This window comes from Priestia sp. MDV22-iso46, assembly GCF_058629175.1.
The window spans coordinates 451,814-467,480 of sequence record NZ_JBZVWT010000002.1; the positions used below are offsets into that span (position 1 = coordinate 451,814).

At 39.4% G+C, this 15,667-nt stretch carries 17 protein-coding genes and 1 other annotated feature; all 17 genes read left to right on the forward strand.

Annotated features, from left to right (window positions below; all coding sequences use genetic code 11):
• Nucleotides 1-32 precede the first annotated feature (32 nt).
• The 17 genes from ftsZ (at nt 33) to AC4NPH_RS14360 (ending at nt 15,657) form a co-directional block, all read left to right on the forward strand.
• Nucleotides 33-1,190, forward strand: a complete 1,158-nt coding sequence (ftsZ, locus tag AC4NPH_RS14280) for a cell division protein FtsZ (RefSeq protein ID WP_013058955.1) — start codon at nt 33-35, stop codon at nt 1,188-1,190.
• Between the two features lie 276 nt (nt 1,191-1,466).
• The gene (spoIIGA, locus tag AC4NPH_RS14285) at nt 1,467-2,390 is read left to right on the forward strand and encodes a sigma-E processing peptidase SpoIIGA (RefSeq protein WP_053487710.1); all 924 of its coding nucleotides are present in this window, start codon (nt 1,467-1,469) and stop codon (nt 2,388-2,390) included.
• A gap of 30 nt (nt 2,391-2,420) precedes the next feature.
• Nucleotides 2,421-3,140: an RNA polymerase sporulation sigma factor SigE gene (gene sigE / locus AC4NPH_RS14290; protein WP_013058953.1), complete on the forward strand. Its 720-nt coding sequence runs from the start codon at nt 2,421-2,423 to the stop codon at nt 3,138-3,140.
• 148 nt (nt 3,141-3,288) lie between these two features.
• Nucleotides 3,289-4,068 carry an RNA polymerase sporulation sigma factor SigG gene (gene sigG / locus AC4NPH_RS14295; RefSeq protein WP_013058952.1) on the forward strand — a complete coding sequence of 260 codons (780 nt, stop codon included), beginning with the start codon at nt 3,289-3,291 and terminating at the stop codon, nt 4,066-4,068.
• Between the two features lie 348 nt (nt 4,069-4,416).
• Complete coding sequence (locus AC4NPH_RS14300) at nt 4,417-4,671, forward strand: YlmC/YmxH family sporulation protein (protein ID WP_013058951.1); 255 nt, start codon at nt 4,417-4,419, stop codon at nt 4,669-4,671.
• 74 nt (nt 4,672-4,745) lie between these two features.
• Nucleotides 4,746-5,567, forward strand: a complete 822-nt coding sequence (gene pgeF / locus AC4NPH_RS14305) for a peptidoglycan editing factor PgeF (protein WP_029320498.1) — start codon at nt 4,746-4,748, stop codon at nt 5,565-5,567.
• A 7-nt stretch (nt 5,568-5,574) separates the two neighbouring features.
• Nucleotides 5,575-6,258 (forward strand): YggS family pyridoxal phosphate-dependent enzyme, encoded by a 684-nt coding sequence (locus tag AC4NPH_RS14310; RefSeq protein WP_053487709.1) that lies wholly within the window; start codon nt 5,575-5,577, stop codon nt 6,256-6,258.
• Between the two features lie 16 nt (nt 6,259-6,274).
• Nucleotides 6,275-6,739, forward strand: coding sequence for a cell division protein SepF (locus tag AC4NPH_RS14315; RefSeq protein ID WP_013058948.1), 465 nt, complete (start codon nt 6,275-6,277; stop codon nt 6,737-6,739).
• A 3-nt stretch (nt 6,740-6,742) separates the two neighbouring features.
• Nucleotides 6,743-7,012 (forward strand): YggT family protein, encoded by a 270-nt coding sequence (locus AC4NPH_RS14320; RefSeq protein ID WP_053487708.1) that lies wholly within the window; start codon nt 6,743-6,745, stop codon nt 7,010-7,012.
• Nucleotides 7,013-7,062: 50 nt separating this feature from the next.
• Nucleotides 7,063-7,836, forward strand: coding sequence for a YlmH family RNA-binding protein (locus AC4NPH_RS14325; RefSeq protein WP_013058946.1), 774 nt, complete (start codon nt 7,063-7,065; stop codon nt 7,834-7,836).
• Between the two features lie 84 nt (nt 7,837-7,920).
• Nucleotides 7,921-8,415 (forward strand): DivIVA domain-containing protein, encoded by a 495-nt coding sequence (locus AC4NPH_RS14330; RefSeq protein WP_013058945.1) that lies wholly within the window; start codon nt 7,921-7,923, stop codon nt 8,413-8,415.
• Nucleotides 8,416-8,484: 69 nt separating this feature from the next.
• Nucleotides 8,485-8,705 (forward strand) — a binding site (T-box leader).
• A 71-nt stretch (nt 8,706-8,776) separates the two neighbouring features.
• Nucleotides 8,777-11,542, forward strand: a complete 2,766-nt coding sequence (gene ileS, locus AC4NPH_RS14335) for an isoleucine--tRNA ligase (protein ID WP_098793012.1) — start codon at nt 8,777-8,779, stop codon at nt 11,540-11,542.
• A gap of 170 nt (nt 11,543-11,712) precedes the next feature.
• Nucleotides 11,713-12,000 (forward strand): conjugal transfer protein TraR, encoded by a 288-nt coding sequence (locus AC4NPH_RS14340; RefSeq protein ID WP_013058943.1) that lies wholly within the window; start codon nt 11,713-11,715, stop codon nt 11,998-12,000.
• A gap of 80 nt (nt 12,001-12,080) precedes the next feature.
• A complete protein-coding gene (lspA, locus tag AC4NPH_RS14345) occupies nt 12,081-12,548 on the forward strand; it encodes a signal peptidase II (RefSeq protein WP_013084844.1) in 468 nt (155 codons plus the stop codon).
• A complete protein-coding gene (locus tag AC4NPH_RS14350) occupies nt 12,545-13,459 on the forward strand; it encodes an RluA family pseudouridine synthase (RefSeq protein WP_013058941.1) in 915 nt (304 codons plus the stop codon). Before lspA ends, AC4NPH_RS14350 begins: the two co-directional genes overlap by 4 nt.
• Nucleotides 13,460-13,650: 191 nt before the next feature.
• On the forward strand, nt 13,651-14,193 hold the full coding sequence (gene pyrR / locus AC4NPH_RS14355; protein ID WP_013058940.1) for a bifunctional pyr operon transcriptional regulator/uracil phosphoribosyltransferase PyrR: 543 nt from the start codon (nt 13,651-13,653) through the stop codon (nt 14,191-14,193).
• A 156-nt stretch (nt 14,194-14,349) separates the two neighbouring features.
• On the forward strand, nt 14,350-15,657 hold the full coding sequence (locus AC4NPH_RS14360; RefSeq protein WP_013058939.1) for a uracil-xanthine permease family protein: 1,308 nt from the start codon (nt 14,350-14,352) through the stop codon (nt 15,655-15,657).
• Nucleotides 15,658-15,667 lie beyond the last annotated feature (10 nt).

The window sequence follows — 15,667 nt, forward strand, 5'->3', positions numbered from 1 at the left end:
TTGGTAATTTCGAAGAATTAGGAGGAACTATCATGTTGGAGTTTGATACAAGTGTAGACCAATTAGCGACGATTAAAGTAATCGGTGTCGGAGGCGGCGGTAACAACGCGGTTAACCGAATGATTGAACATGGCGTCCAAGGTGTAGAATTTATTGCAGTTAATACAGATGCACAAGCATTAAATTTATCAAAAGCTGAAACAAAAATGCAAATCGGCGCTAAATTAACAAGAGGATTAGGTGCAGGTGCTAATCCAGAAGTTGGTAAAAAAGCAGCTGAAGAAAGTAAGGAACAAATCCAAGAAGCACTAAAAGGTGCAGATATGGTTTTCGTAACAGCTGGTATGGGTGGAGGAACTGGAACTGGTGCAGCTCCAGTCATTGCCCAAATTGCTCGTGAGCTAGGAGCACTAACGGTAGGTGTTGTTACTCGTCCGTTTACATTTGAAGGCCGTAAGCGTTCTACTCAAGCGGCAGGCGGCATTGCGTCAATGAAAGAAGCAGTGGACACGCTGATTGTTATTCCAAATGATCGCTTATTGGAAATCGTTGATAAAAACACGCCAATGCTAGAAGCGTTCCGTGAAGCGGATAACGTATTGCGACAAGGTGTGCAAGGTATTTCAGATTTAATCGCAGTTCCTGGATTAATTAACTTAGACTTCGCTGACGTGAAAACAATTATGTCTAACAAAGGATCTGCACTTATGGGGATCGGTATTGCAACTGGTGAAAACCGCGCTGCTGAAGCGGCTAAAAAAGCTATTTCAAGTCCACTTCTTGAAACATCTATCGATGGAGCTCAAGGTGTATTAATGAACATCACAGGCGGTACAAACCTAAGTCTTTACGAAGTACAAGAAGCTGCAGATATCGTTGCTTCGGCTTCTGACCAAGAAGTGAACATGATCTTTGGATCTGTTATTAACGAAAACCTAAAAGACGAGATTGTTGTTACAGTTATTGCAACTGGCTTTAGTGACCAAGATTTATCACAGCCAAAACCAGGTCGTCCTTCGTTATCGGCGAATCGCATGCAGCAATCGACACAGCAGCCGGCCCCACAGCCGAAGCGTGAAGTAAAGCGTGAAGAACCTGTACAGCAAGAATATACGCGTCCATCTCAGCCACAGTCTGAAGATGCGCTAGATATTCCAACATTCTTACGAAACCGTAATCGTAGACGCTAAGAAAATAAAAAGCCAAGACCTCTGTTTTATACAGAGGTCTTTTTTTATGCCATGAAGCTAGAAAACTCCAAAAGAATATAAAAAACATTCGACATGGTCAATATGATGCCTTCAAAGGGTTTGTGTTTTCTTTCTAAAAGTGGTGTGACAAATATCGAATGATTTCCTCAAAAATACTGCTTGTTTCTCGGCATGAACTGACAGACTTTCTAATAGGATGTACTATATACTAATTTTTAACAGAAAAATTCAGAAAGAATGGAGAGGTTATAAACATTGCCAATCTATTTAGATTTAATATGGATGCTGAATTTTGGGTTAGATACGATTTTACTAATGTTATGTGCAGTTGTACTTAAACGGAATTACAAGTGGTGGCGGCTTTTGCTTGGGGGCTTTATCGGTTCATTGATTGTCCTTCTTATGTTTACGCCTTTTTCTCATCTTATGGTTCACCCTGCTATTAAAATTTTATTCTCTTTTTTTATGGTATTGATGACGTTTGGTTATAAACGACTGCGCTTTTTCTTTGAGAATTTATTAACGTTTTATTTTGCAACCTTTGTTGTGGGTGGAGGATTAATGGGCGTTCACTTTTTATTTCAAGATCAGTTCCTTGTTCTTAATCAAATGGTTGATACGAAATCTCCACAGTTTGGTGATCCTATTAGCTGGATATTTGTTCTTATCGGTTTTCCGCTATTATCTTATTTTTCAAAAACACGAGTTGATGATTTGCGAATGAAAAATATTACATTTGATCAGCTGGTAGATGTGGAAATTATTTTAAACGAACAGACGCTGTCGATGAAAGGACTTATTGATAGTGGAAACCAGCTTGTAGATCCGCTGACGAAAACCCCGGTTATGATTGTTACAGCAGATTCTTTAAAAGAAATATTGCCTGAAGGCTTAATGGAATTAAGCAAAAATGTCCAATCCTTTTCACACAGCGAAGATATTGATCAAGAGTGGTATTCAAAAGTCCGCTTTGTCCCTTATCGAAGCGTGGGCCAAGCCAATCAGCTGCTGCTTGCTCTAAAGCCAGATATGGTAAGGCTTGTGCATCAGTCCAATACGATTGAAGTCACTAAAGTATTAGTAGGTATTAGTCATACAACGCTTTCAGTGGAGAAGCAATATGAGTGTATTGTTCATCCGAAGCTTATTGTTATTGGAGAAGTAAGTTCCGCATCGTAAAAGGTGTGAACAAATAAAGGAGGATACAGAATGGCTACATATCGAATTCGATTTCAATTATGGTGGTACAAATTATTAATTAAACTTAAGCTAAAAACAGATGAAGTGTACTATATAGGAGGAAGTGAAGCTCTTCCACCCCCTTTAACAAAAGATGAAGAAGAAGTGCTCTTAAAAAAACTTCCATCAGGAGATGAAGCAGCACGTTCGCTGTTGATTGAGCGTAATTTGCGACTTGTTGTTTATATTGCCCGCAAGTTTGAAAATACGGGAATCAATATTGAGGATTTAATTAGCATCGGCACCATTGGTTTAATTAAAGCAGTAAACACGTTTAATCCTGAAAAGAAAATTAAGCTAGCGACGTACGCCTCTCGCTGTATTGAAAATGAAATTTTAATGTATTTGCGCCGCAACAATAAAATTCGATCTGAAGTTTCATTTGATGAGCCGTTAAATATTGATTGGGATGGAAACGAACTGTTATTGTCTGACGTGATGGGAACCGAAGAAGATATCATCACAAAAGACCTAGAAGCCAATGTAGATCGAAAACTCTTGTTGAAAGCACTGCACCAATTAAATGATCGTGAAAAGCAAATTATGGAGTTGCGTTTTGGGCTAGCCGGCGGGGAAGAAAAAACGCAAAAAGATGTAGCTGATATGCTAGGCATTTCTCAGTCTTATATTTCAAGGCTTGAAAAACGAATTATTAAACGGCTGCGAAAAGAATTTAATAAAATGGTTTAAGTAAAAAAGCTGATTGTATAAGGGCTGAGAAGCATCTTATACAATCAGCTTTTTTAGTGGAGAATTGTCAGAATTGTAAAAGTGCATATTTTTTCCTTCTGAGGAGATACTGAATTCAGAACATCATCTCCTGTTAGGAGGGAAAGAGTTGACAAGAAATAAAGTAGAAATTTGTGGAGTAGATACTTCGAAACTTCCCGTATTAAAAAATGAAGAAATGCGAAAGTTGTTTAAACAAATGCAGGCTGGAGATGGAACAGCAAGAGAAAAGCTAGTAAGCGGAAATTTACGTCTCGTACTCAGCGTGATCCAACGTTTTAACAATCGTGGAGAATTTGTTGATGACTTATTTCAGGTTGGATGTATTGGATTAATGAAATCCATTGACAATTTTGATTTAAGTCAAAACGTGAAGTTTTCTACATATGCTGTCCCAATGATTATAGGGGAAATTCGCCGCTATTTACGTGACAATAATCCAATCCGTGTTTCTCGTTCCCTTCGTGATATTGCTTATAAAGCTCTTCAAGTTCGTGAAAGACTTATGAGTGAAACATCCAAGGAACCTACAGCTGAGGAAATTTCAAAAGTCCTAGAAGTACCGCATGAAGAAATTGTGTTTGCTTTAGATGCTATCCAAGATCCGGTTTCTCTATTTGAACCTATTTACAATGATGGTGGAGACCCAATCTATGTCATGGATCAGCTAAGCGATGAACGCAACCGTGATTCAACTTGGATTGAAGAAATTGCTTTGCAAGAAGGTATGAGAAGATTGAACGAGCGAGAAAAACTAATTTTACGAAAGCGCTTCTTTCAAGGTAAAACACAGATGGAAGTGGCTGAAGAAATTGGTATTTCTCAAGCGCAAGTTTCTCGTTTAGAAAAAGCTGCTATTAAACAGATGAATAAAAATATTCAAAGTTAACAAAAGCTATCTAAACTGGCAGCTGCTCGCGTTCATACAATTAATACCATCCACTTTATTTGATGTTCAACTTAATAAGCATCGTGTCTATAAAAACAGACACGGTGCTTATTTTGTATGTATCGATGTATAATACATGACCAAAAGATATTCATATCAGATTTCCTATTGCTGTGAGGACTTCTAGCTACTCATTGAGAATGTCTCTTGCTAAAAAACTGTGTAATTAGTAAACAAAATGCCTATAGAAAGAGAATGGCAGAGAAAAAATAAGCTTTTCCTTCATGAAATGAAAATTTGAAAATATATATAGGCTAAGGAATAAAGTTGGCTATAGGAGGAGAGAGCATGTTAAAGATTTCAGAATTTCAGCTGAAAGATGTAGTGAATGTAGCTGATGGCAAAAAACTTGGAAATGTAGGGGATATTGATATTGACTTAACAACGGGAAAAATACAGGCCGTCATTATCGGAGGCTCTCGTGTATTGGGCTTCTTTGGAAAAGATGATGAAATTGTGATTCCGTGGAAAAATATTGTGAAAATTGGTTCTGATGTCATTTTAGTACGTTATAAAGACGCATTTCAGCCTGAAGAGAATTAGTTTTTTGTCAACAGCACCTAGCAATCTGTGGTACAATATGTGAGAACAAATGAAACAAGGGATGTGTCACATACATGAATCCTGAGCCATTAAAAAAAAGTCATCACGAGTCGTTTATGTGGCTGAGCCCTTGGGTAGAAAAGAATGATATGCTTGTTGCTGGTTTCACCACAAAAAATGGTGGTGTGAGTAAACCTCCATTTGCTTCTTTTAACCTAGGGCTTCACGTAAACGATAACGTAGAAGATGTTATTACAAATAGAAAAATTTTAGCAGCCGAACTAGACATGTCTTTTGAAAGCTTTGTATGTGCTGAACAAGTACATGAAGCAACTGTTCAAAAAGTAACAAAAGCCGACTGTGCAAAAGGAATCTACAAGTATGAAGAGGGCATAAAAGCAACGGATGGCATTTATACAAATGAATCTGATATTTTGTTAGCTTTATGTTATGCAGATTGTGTTCCGCTGTACTTCTATGCGCCTGATCACCATTTAGTTGGTCTTGCTCATGCTGGGTGGAAGGGAACAGTGAAAGATATTGCAGGAAATATGATTCGACGTTGGGTAGAGCAAGAAAATGTTCCGGTTGAAGATATTTACGTGGCGATTGGCCCTTCGATTGAAGATTGCTGTTATGTTGTCGATAACCGCGTCATTACACAAGTAAACGAAGTAGTTGGCCAAAATGGATATCAAGAAGTAAGCCCTGGACAATACGCGCTTAATTTAAAAAAAGTCAATAAGCTGCTGATTCAAAACGCAGGCGTATTGCCGGAACGAATTTTAACATCGTCGTATTGTACAAGCTGTGAAGATGACCTGTTCTTCTCACATCGCCGCGACCAAGGGAAAACAGGACGCATGTTTAACTTCATAGGCTTTAAGGAGGAGTAATTACATAGTGACAGCTAGCGTAAGTGAAAATCTAGAAGCAGTTCAACAAACAATTGCTGAAGCGTGTAAAAAAGTTAATCGAAATCGAGAAGATGTAGAGCTGATTGCTGTAACAAAATACGTTTCCACAAAACGAGCAGCAGAAGCAGTGGATGCAGGCATTTTACATCTCGGAGAAAACAGGGATGAAGGTCTTCTAGAAAAGTATGAATCAATCGGTGAGAAAGCGACCTGGCATTTTATCGGAAGCTTACAAACAAGAAAAGTAAAAAATGTGATTGATAAAGTTGACTATATTCATTCACTAGACCGATTATCTTTAGCAAAAGAAATTGATAAACGTGCAGAACATCGTATAAAATGTTTTGTACAAGTTAATGTTGCCGAAGAACAATCAAAGCATGGCCTTGCTGTAGAAGATGTAATTCCATTTATTCAATCTCTTGAAGCATTTGCAAATATCCAAGTGGTCGGATTGATGACAATGGCCCCTCACACAGATGATGAGTCTACGCTTCGCAGCTGTTTTAAAGGTCTAAAGAAATTGCAGAATCGCATACAAGAACTAAACTTGCCATATGCACCGTGTACAGAGCTATCAATGGGAATGTCAAACGATTATGCAATTGCAATTGAAGAAGGAGCAACATTCATTCGACTAGGAACCACGTTAGTTGGGAATGAACGTTAAGGAGGTGTAATTCAAGATGAGTATGAAAAATCGCTTTAGAAGTTTTTTTGCTCTTGATGACGATACTGAATATGTAGAAGAACATTACGAAGAAGAAGAGTCGGTAGAAGAGCCTGTACAGCAGTCGAGACCAGCGAAAGCTAGTCAGCAGCCGAATCAGCAGCAAAACGTGATTAGCTTGCAAAGCGTTCAAAAATCATCAAAAATGATGCTTTGCGAACCTCGCGTCTATGCCGAAGCACAAGAAATTACGGATCATTTAAAAAATCGTAAAGTCGTAGTTGTGAATTTACAGCGCATTCAACGAGATCAAGCAGTGAGAATTGTCGACTTTTTAAGTGGTACAGTTTATGCTTTAGGCGGGGACATTCAAAAAATTGGAACCGACATCTTTTTATGTACACCTGATAATGTAGACGTAAGCGGAAGCATTTCAGATATGATGGGAGAACATGATACAACAAACGTAAAGAGGTGGTAGTTTTTGGACATCCTTTTTGGGATTCTTGGGCAATTAATTGGTCTTTACTCATGGGCACTGATTATTTACATTTTGATGTCTTGGGTACCCGATGTAAGGGCATCTAAGTTTGGTCAGCTGCTTGGCAGTATTTGTGAGCCTTACTTAGAGCCTTTTCGTAAAATCATTCCGCCTATTGGCATGATTGATATTTCACCTCTTGTTGCAATCTTTTTACTACGATTTGCGCAAGCAGGTGTACGTTCACTTCACAGTATGGTTGGATTTATTTAAAAAGGAATCGCTGGATTCCTTTTTTACATACCAATAGTAGGAGTAATAATATGTCTATTTATGAACATTTTAGGCAAGAAGAACATGGATTTATTGACCAGGTTCTTCAGTGGAAAGAAGATGTCCTACATCAATACAGCCCAAAGCTAACGGACTTTTTAGATCCAAGAGAGCAGCAGATTGTGACGGCTATTGTCGGGACTGAAGGAGAGGTTCAAGTTTCATTTGATGGTGGACAACCGTTTGCTGAACGCAAGCGTGCGCTGCTATACCCGGATTACTATGTACCTGAAAGCGAAGATTTTCAGTTGCATATGTATGAGCTCAATTATCCTAAAAAGTTTGTGACGATTGAACATCCTCAAGTTCTTGGTTCGGCGATGTCCTTAGGACTGCGCCGTTCAAAATTTGGCGATATTTTGGTCGCGGGAGACGATATTCAGCTTGTAGCTGCAGAGGAAATTTCTTCTTATATTGAGATGAATTTAACATCAATTGGAAAAGCCAAAGTTTCACTTTCTTCTATTCAAAGGGAGCAGCTGCATGTGGTAAAAGAAGAGCTGATTGAACACGTTTATACAGTTTCTTCAATGAGGCTTGATGTTTTGCTGTCGACCATTCACAATTTATCAAGACAAAAAGTCCAGCCGTTTATTGCAAATGGAGCGGTAAAAGTAAATTTTAAAGTCATTGAACAGCCTTCTTTTGAATGTCATGAAGGTGATATTTTGTCACTTCGTGGTCACGGCAGAAGTCGTATCGTTTCACTTGAAGGTAAAACAAAAAAAGAAAAATGGCGAATTGTTGTAGGAAAGCAGAAATAAAGAAATCTACTAGCAGGAAATTTTAAAAATATGTCGAATAAACCATTACTAATGACGTAATGAGACAACACGGAGGTGGCCTAGATGCCTTTAACCCCTTTGGATATTCATAACAAAGAGTTTAATCGCGGATTTCGCGGATATGATGAAGATGAAGTAAATGAGTTTCTTGACCAAGTAATTAAAGACTACGAGCTGGTAATGCGTGATAAAAAGGAGTTAGAAGGAAGAGTATCTGAATTAACAGATCGTCTTGGACATTTTACTAACATCGAAGAAACGTTAAATAAATCAATTTTAATTGCTCAAGAAGCAGCGGAAGATGTGAAGCGAAACGCTGAAAAAGAAGCGAAGCTCATTATAAAAGAAGCAGAAAAAAATGCGGACCGTATTATTAATGAAGCACTGTCTAAGTCTCGTAAAATTGCGATGGACATTGAGGAGACGAAAAAGCAGTCTAAAGTATTCAGAACTCGTTTCAAAATGTTAATCGAAGCACAACTTGAAATGTTAAACAGCGACGACTGGGATCAGTTGATGGATTATGAGATGCCAGCGCTAGAAGAAAAAATTGACTAGTCAAGACATCATCTTGACTTCTCACGTTTTGTTGTCATATAATTTGGTAACAGATGAAATTTCATATCTAACAGTACGGAGACAGGGACAGTAGCTTTTTTAGTTTGTCAAAGCGAATCGAGGATGGTGTGAGCTCGATAACAAACAAAAAAGTGAAAATCACCCTAGAGTACCATTGCTGAACTGATGATAGTAAGCAGTGGCGGTTTATTCACGTTACGAATGCAAAGAGGATTTGCGTGCAGCAAATCTACTAGGGTGGTACCGCGGGAGGCCTTCTCGTCCCTTTTTGGGATGAGGAGGTCTTTTTGTTATGGTACAAAAAGATATGAAATTTACGTTTTTTTTTGGAGGGTAAAACATGGAATATAAAGATACATTATTGATGCCAAAAACTGAATTTCCGATGCGTGGAAATTTACCGAACCGCGAGCCTAAAATGCAAGAACAGTGGGCTGAAATGAATATTTATGAAAAAGTACAAAAACGTACGGAAGGCCGTCCGCTATTTGTCCTGCATGATGGACCTCCATATGCGAATGGCGATATTCACATGGGACATGCATTAAATAAAATTTTAAAAGATTTTATCGTTCGCTATAAGTCGATGTCAGGCTTCTGCGCACCTTATGTACCAGGCTGGGATACACACGGTTTGCCAATTGAAACAGCTTTAACAAAAAATAAAAAAGTAAACCGCAAAGAAATGACGGTAGCTGAGTTCCGTAAGCTTTGTGAACAGTATGCTTGGGAACAAGTAAACGGCCAGCGTGAGCAGTTCAAGCGTTTAGGCGTACGCGGAGATTGGGATAATCCATATGTAACGCTTCAGCCACAGTACGAAGCGCAGCAAATCAAAGTGTTTGGTGACATGGCGAAAAAAGGCTACATCTACAAAGGGTTAAAACCTGTGTACTGGTCCCCTTCAAGTGAGTCTGCTTTAGCAGAGGCGGAAATCGAATACTATGACAAGCGTTCAGCTTCTATTTACGTAGCGTTTAACGTAAAAGATGGTAAAGGTGTGCTTGAACAAGATGAAAAATTCATCATTTGGACGACAACACCATGGACAATGCCAGCTAACCAAGGGATTGCTGTCAATCCTGAGCTTCAGTACAGCGTAGTTGAAGCAGATGGAGCAAAATATGTAGTGGCAACTGAACTGATTGAAACAGTTGCTAAAGAAATTGAATGGGCTGACTATAAGACGCTTCGTACGGTAAAAGGTTCAGAACTTGAGTGTGTAGTAGCTGAGCATCCAATCTACAAGCGCGATTCTTTAGTTGTTCTTGGCGATCACGTAACAACCGATGCTGGTACTGGGTGTGTTCATACAGCACCGGGACACGGGGAAGACGACTTTATCGTTGGTCAAAAATACGGTTTGGAAGTTCTTTGTCCAGTCGACAGTAAGGGTCATATGACGAATGAGGCGCCAGGATTTGAAGGATTATTCTATGATAAAGCGAATAAGCCGATTACAGACAAACTAGAAGAAGAAGGCGCGCTGTTAAAATTAAGTTTCATTACCCACTCATACCCACATGACTGGCGTACAAAGAAACCAACAATTTTCCGTGCAACGGCACAGTGGTTTGCGTCTATTAAAGATTTCCGTGAAGATTTATTAAAAGCAGTAGAAAAAACAAAATGGGTGCCTACTTGGGGTGAAACGCGACTTTATAACATGGTGCGTGACCGCGGAGACTGGTGTATTTCTCGTCAACGTGCATGGGGCGTTCCGATTCCGGTATTTTATGCTGAAAATGATGAGCCAATCATTACGGATGAAACAATCGAACACGTATCAAATCTATTTAGAGAGCATGGATCAAACGTATGGTTTGAGCGCGAAGCAAAAGACTTGCTTCCAGAAGGCTTTACTCATGAAGGAAGCCCAAATGGCCGCTTCACAAAAGAAACAGACATCATGGACGTATGGTTTGACTCTGGCTCTTCACATCAAGCTGTTCTTGAAGAGCGTGAAGACTTACAGCGTCCGGCTGATTTGTATTTAGAAGGTTCTGACCAATACCGCGGCTGGTTTAATTCAAGTCTTTCTACAAGTGTAGCTGTAACGGGTGAAGCACCTTATAAAGGGGTACTTAGCCACGGGTTTGCTTTAGACGGTGAAGGTCGCAAAATGAGTAAGTCATTAGGAAACGTTGTAATTCCAGAAAAAGTAATGAAACAACTAGGTGCAGATATTTTACGTTTATGGGTAGCTTCTGTAGATTACCAAGCTGATGTTCGTGTATCTGATAACATTTTAAAACAAGTAGCAGAAGTATATCGTAAAATCCGCAACACGTTCCGTTTCTTACTAGGAAACTTAGCGGACTTTAATCCAACAACTGATGCTGTAGCCGTTGAAGACCTTCGTGAAGTAGACCGCTACATGCTTGTGAAGCTGAACAAATTAATTGATAAAGTGAAAAAATCTTATGATTCATATGAATTCTCAAGCATTTATCACGCAGTGCATAATTTCTGTACAATTGATATGAGTTCATTCTACTTAGACTTTGCAAAAGATGTATTGTACATCGAAGCAGAAAATAATGTAGAGCGTCGCAGCATTCAAACGGTCCTTTATGAAACGTTATTATCGTTAACGAAATTAGTGTCTCCAATTCTTTCTCATACAGCAGACGAAGTATGGGTTCACATTCCAAATGTAACGGAAGAAAGCGTGCAGCTAGTTGATATGCCAGAGGTTCAAGAAATCGAAGGAGCAGATCAATTAGTAGAAAAATGGGATGCATTCATGGAGCTTCGTGATGAGGTATTAAAAGCGCTAGAACAAGCTCGTAATGAAAAAGTAATCGGTAAGTCTTTAGAAGCAAAATTAACGCTGTATCCAACAGCAGATACGAAAGAACTGTTAGCATCTATTTCTGAAAATGTAGGTCAACTCTTCATCGTTTCAGATCTTGAGGTAGCAGAAGGTGAAGCACCTGCTGAAGCACAAAAATTCAGCTATGCTTCAATTGTTGTAAGTAAAGCAGAAGGTGAGAAGTGTGAGCGCTGCTGGGTTGTATCACCAACAGTTGGCGAAGATCAAGATCACCCGACCTTATGTACACGCTGTGCGGATGTTGTAAAAAATCACTATGTTCAGCAGTAATTAACAAAAACACGTCCTTTTTGGGCGTGTTTTTTGCTGTACGAAATTCCCAAATACAATGGTATAAAGCATTTAAAGCCTTAGGAAAAACTTGTGTTGTAGATTCGATGGAAAACTCGGTAAACCTAACATCATTAATACTTCATCTTATCAGCACAGGAGGCGTTTGCATGTATGAAAATTATCTTTCCATTGGACAGGAATTAGCTCTTATTAAAGAAGAATTACAAGATCGCCTAGTGAGATATGCTACAGAACAATCTGGTTATATAGATGAAAAGGAACGTTATGTAATAGAAATGATTAAAGCAGATTTAAAAGATGTAGAACACGCGTTAGCAAAGCTTGACGTTGGTGCGTTCGGAATTGATGAACTAACTGGCGAAGTGATGTCTATTCATAAATTAAAAGTAATGCCGACGGCCCGCACAAACGAAGATTTATTTGTTTTATGGTGAGAAGCGAGAAAAAAAATGAATTATGTGCTAAAATGCTTTAGTATGGATTCGTTTGATTTTATTGCGGGAGGAAAACGTTTGTGTTTTATTATCTTATCGCTTTAGCTGTTATACTTATTGATCAGGTAACAAAATGGATGATTGTAAAAGAAATGTATTATGGACAAAGCATCACCGTAATTGAAAACTTTCTTTACATTACCTCTCATCGTAACAGAGGAGCCGCGTGGGGGATTTTACAAGGACAGATGTGGTTCTTTTATCTCATTACGGTGGTTGTGGTAGTCGGTTTAATAATTTATATTCAAAAGCTCAAAAAACAAGATAAATGGTTCGGTATTGCGCTAGCATTAATGTTAGGCGGCGCCATTGGAAACTTTATTGATCGAGTGGTCCGTAAAGAAGTAGTTGATTTCGTAAATACATACATCTTTACGTATGATTTTCCGATTTTTAACGTAGCTGATTCGGCACTTGTCGTCGGAGTAATCATCATGTTTATTATGACGCTGTTTGAAGGGAAAATGAAGAAGGAGCACAAAGAATGAATGTAATTGAAACAGTTATAAATGAAGAACAAGCAGGAGAACGTATTGATAAAGTACTTTCGACTGTAAATGCAGAATGGTCACGTTCACAAGTGCAGCAGTGGATTAAAGAAGGTCACGCAAAAGTGAACGATAAAACCGTCAAAGGAAACTATAAATGTAAAACAGGAGACGCTATTATTATTGAAGTGCCGGAACTAGAAGAGCTTGATGTGGTAGCGGAAGAAATGGATTTAGATATTTATTATGAAGATCAAGATGTGCTTGTTGTAAATAAACCTCGCGGCATGGTTGTACATCCAGCTCCTGGTCATCATAGCGGCACGCTTGTAAACGGCCTAATGGCTCACTGTAAAGATTTATCCGGTATTAACGGCGTTATGCGCCCTGGTATCGTTCATCGAATTGATAAAGATACATCCGGTTTACTTATGGTTGCAAAAAATGATTTAGCCCATGAATCATTAGTTAGTCAGCTTGTAGCTAAAACAGTGACGCGTCGTTATAAAGCTATCGTTCACGGAGTAATTGCGCACGATCACGGTACAATTGATGCGCCAATCGGCCGAGATAAGCAAGATCGTCAAAGCATGACGGTGACTGATGAAAACAGTCGTGATGCAGTGACGCACTTTACTGTATTGCAGCGTTTTAAAGATTTTTCACTGGTCGAATGTAAGCTAGAAACGGGGCGAACACACCAAATTCGCGTTCATATGAAGTATATTGGCTTTCCGCTTGCCGGGGATCCGAAGTACGGACCGAAAAAAACGCTTCCGATTGACGGACAAGCGCTTCATGCAGGCGTATTAGGCTTTATTCACCCTCGTACAAATGAATATATGGAATTTGAAGCACCGGCTCCAAAAGAGTTTAATGAGATGCTAGAGCTTATTGAAAAAAGAAGTTGACAACTGCCATAAGTGATGGCATACTTGTATTAACTTAATAAGAACCTTTAAGAACAGTCCAGAGAGGCTGAGAAGGAAACGGTGCAGAAAAGGCATACTTATAGCCTTTTTGAAGAAATATGTCTAAAACCAAATCCTCTTGCCTCAAGGCAAGAGGATTTTTTTATGTCAACAACTTGAGGTGAAAAACAGTGAACGTAAAAGCTACCGTACTTGACGAACAGGCTATTCGCCGCGCTTTAACTCGAATTGCACATGAGATTATTGAAAAGAATAAAGGAATCGAAAATTGTGTGCTAGTGGGGATTAAAACGCGAGGTATTTATATCGCAAAACGTTTAGCAGAACGAATTGCACAAATTGAAGGAAATACATTGCCAGTCGGAGAACTAGACATCACGCTTTACCGAGATGATTTATCGAAAGTGACAAGCAATGATGAGCCTCTCGTAAAAGGATCAGATATTCCGACAGATATTGCAAATAAGAACGTCATCTTAGTAGACGATGTGTTATATACGGGCCGTACGGTTCGAGCAGCACTTGATGCACTGATTGATATCGGCCGACCTGAACTCATTCAGCTGGCTGTTTTAGTGGATAGAGGGCACCGCGAGCTGCCGATTCGAGCAGACTATGTTGGCAAAAACGTACCGACAGCTAAAAGTGAAAAAATTGCGGTGCATTTAATGGAAGTAGACGAAAAAGACCACGTGTCTATTTACGAAAAATAAATTATATACCCTTTTAAATGGTAGTCCCGTGAGGCTGCAAAAGGGGGGTCACTATACAAGGAAAACTATACTGCGGTATAGCGTCTTCCTTGTATGCTGAAAACCTCTTTGCCTCTGCGTAAAGAGGTTTTTTAATAGTGATAGGAGGAAAAACATATGAGTCAACAACGAGATTTTGTACTTGATATACATGATAAACCAAAAGCAGTAAATTGGTTAACATTGAGTCTACAGCATTTGTTTGCAATGTTTGGGTCGACGGTGTTAGTGCCGTTCCTAGTCGGGTTCAGCCCGGCAATTGCTTTGATTTCAAGCGGGGTAGGAACGCTTGCTTTCCTGCTCATTACAAGAGGTCAAATTCCTTCTTATCTTGGTTCATCGTTCGCGTTCATCACGCCAATCATTTTCGCAAAAGCTTCGTTTGGACCTGAAGAAACGATGGTTGGCTGTTTCTTAGCCGGACTTGTTTATGGAATTGTTGCTTTGATTATAAAAGGAACAGGAATTAATTGGATTATGAAGCTGCTTCCTCCGGTTGTAGTAGGACCAGTTATTATGGTTATAGGCTTAGGACTAGCTAATACAGCAGTAGGCATGGCTATGAACGATGCAAAAGGAAATTACAGCTTAACTTACCTGATGGTTGCGCTTGTGACACTAGCGATAACCGTTGCTTGCTCAATCTTCTTTAAAAATATTATCAGTCTGATTCCGGTACTGATGGGAATTATCGGCGGATACATCTTCGCTTATACCCAAGGATTGGTAGACTTTTCAAAGGTAGTGAAAGCAGAGTGGATTGAAGTACCTCACTTCTACGTGCCGTTCGTCACATACACGCCGTCCATTTCATTAGGGATTGTGCTTATCATGGTACCTGTAGCAGTCGTAACACTCTCAGAACATATCGGACACATTCTCGTCTTAAATAAGATTGTGGATCGAAACTATATTGAAAAGCCAGGGCTGCACAGATCGATTTTAGGAGACGGAGTAGCAACTATGCTTGCTGCGCTGATCGGCGGACCGCCAAATACAACATACGGTGAGAACATCGGAGTGTTAGCCATCACAAAGGTGCTTAGCGTATTTGTGATAGCAGGAGCAGCAGTCTTCGCGATTTTGTTCGGGTTTGTCGGCAAAATCAACGCTCTTATTTCAAGTATACCAACGCCGGTCATGGGCGGGATTTCAATTCTCTTATTCGGAATCATTGCTTCATCAGGCTTGCGCATGATGGTGGATGCAAAGGTAGACCTTGGATCAAAACGAAACTTAATGATTGCTTCGATTATCTTAGTGTTAGGAATCGGAGGAGCACACTTAGATATCTCAGAACATGTAAAGATTGATAGCATGGCACTGTCTGCTATCATGGGAGTTCTGCTGAATCTAGTTCTGCCGAAAGAGAAGATAAAAGAAGCAGAAAACGTTCAACAAACGTCAGTACGAAAAATTTCATAGAACGCCTTTT

What these genes read in the sequence shown, in the direction of transcription:
- AC4NPH_RS14325 (WP_013058946.1), top strand. Translation starts at nt 7,063, where the DNA reads ATGTCTATTTATGAACATTTTAGGCAAGAAGAACATGGATTTATTGAC.
- ileS (WP_098793012.1), top strand. Translation starts at nt 8,777, where the DNA reads ATGGAATATAAAGATACATTATTGATGCCAAAAACTGAATTTCCGATG.
- pgeF (WP_029320498.1), top strand. Translation starts at nt 4,746, where the DNA reads ATGAATCCTGAGCCATTAAAAAAAAGTCATCACGAGTCGTTTATGTGG.
- AC4NPH_RS14300 (WP_013058951.1), top strand. Translation starts at nt 4,417, where the DNA reads ATGTTAAAGATTTCAGAATTTCAGCTGAAAGATGTAGTGAATGTAGCT.
- AC4NPH_RS14340 (WP_013058943.1), top strand. Translation starts at nt 11,713, where the DNA reads ATGTATGAAAATTATCTTTCCATTGGACAGGAATTAGCTCTTATTAAA.
- AC4NPH_RS14330 (WP_013058945.1), top strand. Translation starts at nt 7,921, where the DNA reads ATGCCTTTAACCCCTTTGGATATTCATAACAAAGAGTTTAATCGCGGA.
- AC4NPH_RS14360 (WP_013058939.1), top strand. Translation starts at nt 14,350, where the DNA reads ATGAGTCAACAACGAGATTTTGTACTTGATATACATGATAAACCAAAA.
- AC4NPH_RS14350 (WP_013058941.1), top strand. Translation starts at nt 12,545, where the DNA reads ATGAATGTAATTGAAACAGTTATAAATGAAGAACAAGCAGGAGAACGT.
- ftsZ (WP_013058955.1), top strand. Translation starts at nt 33, where the DNA reads ATGTTGGAGTTTGATACAAGTGTAGACCAATTAGCGACGATTAAAGTA.
- sigE (WP_013058953.1), top strand. Translation starts at nt 2,421, where the DNA reads ATGGCTACATATCGAATTCGATTTCAATTATGGTGGTACAAATTATTA.
- AC4NPH_RS14315 (WP_013058948.1), top strand. Translation starts at nt 6,275, where the DNA reads ATGAGTATGAAAAATCGCTTTAGAAGTTTTTTTGCTCTTGATGACGAT.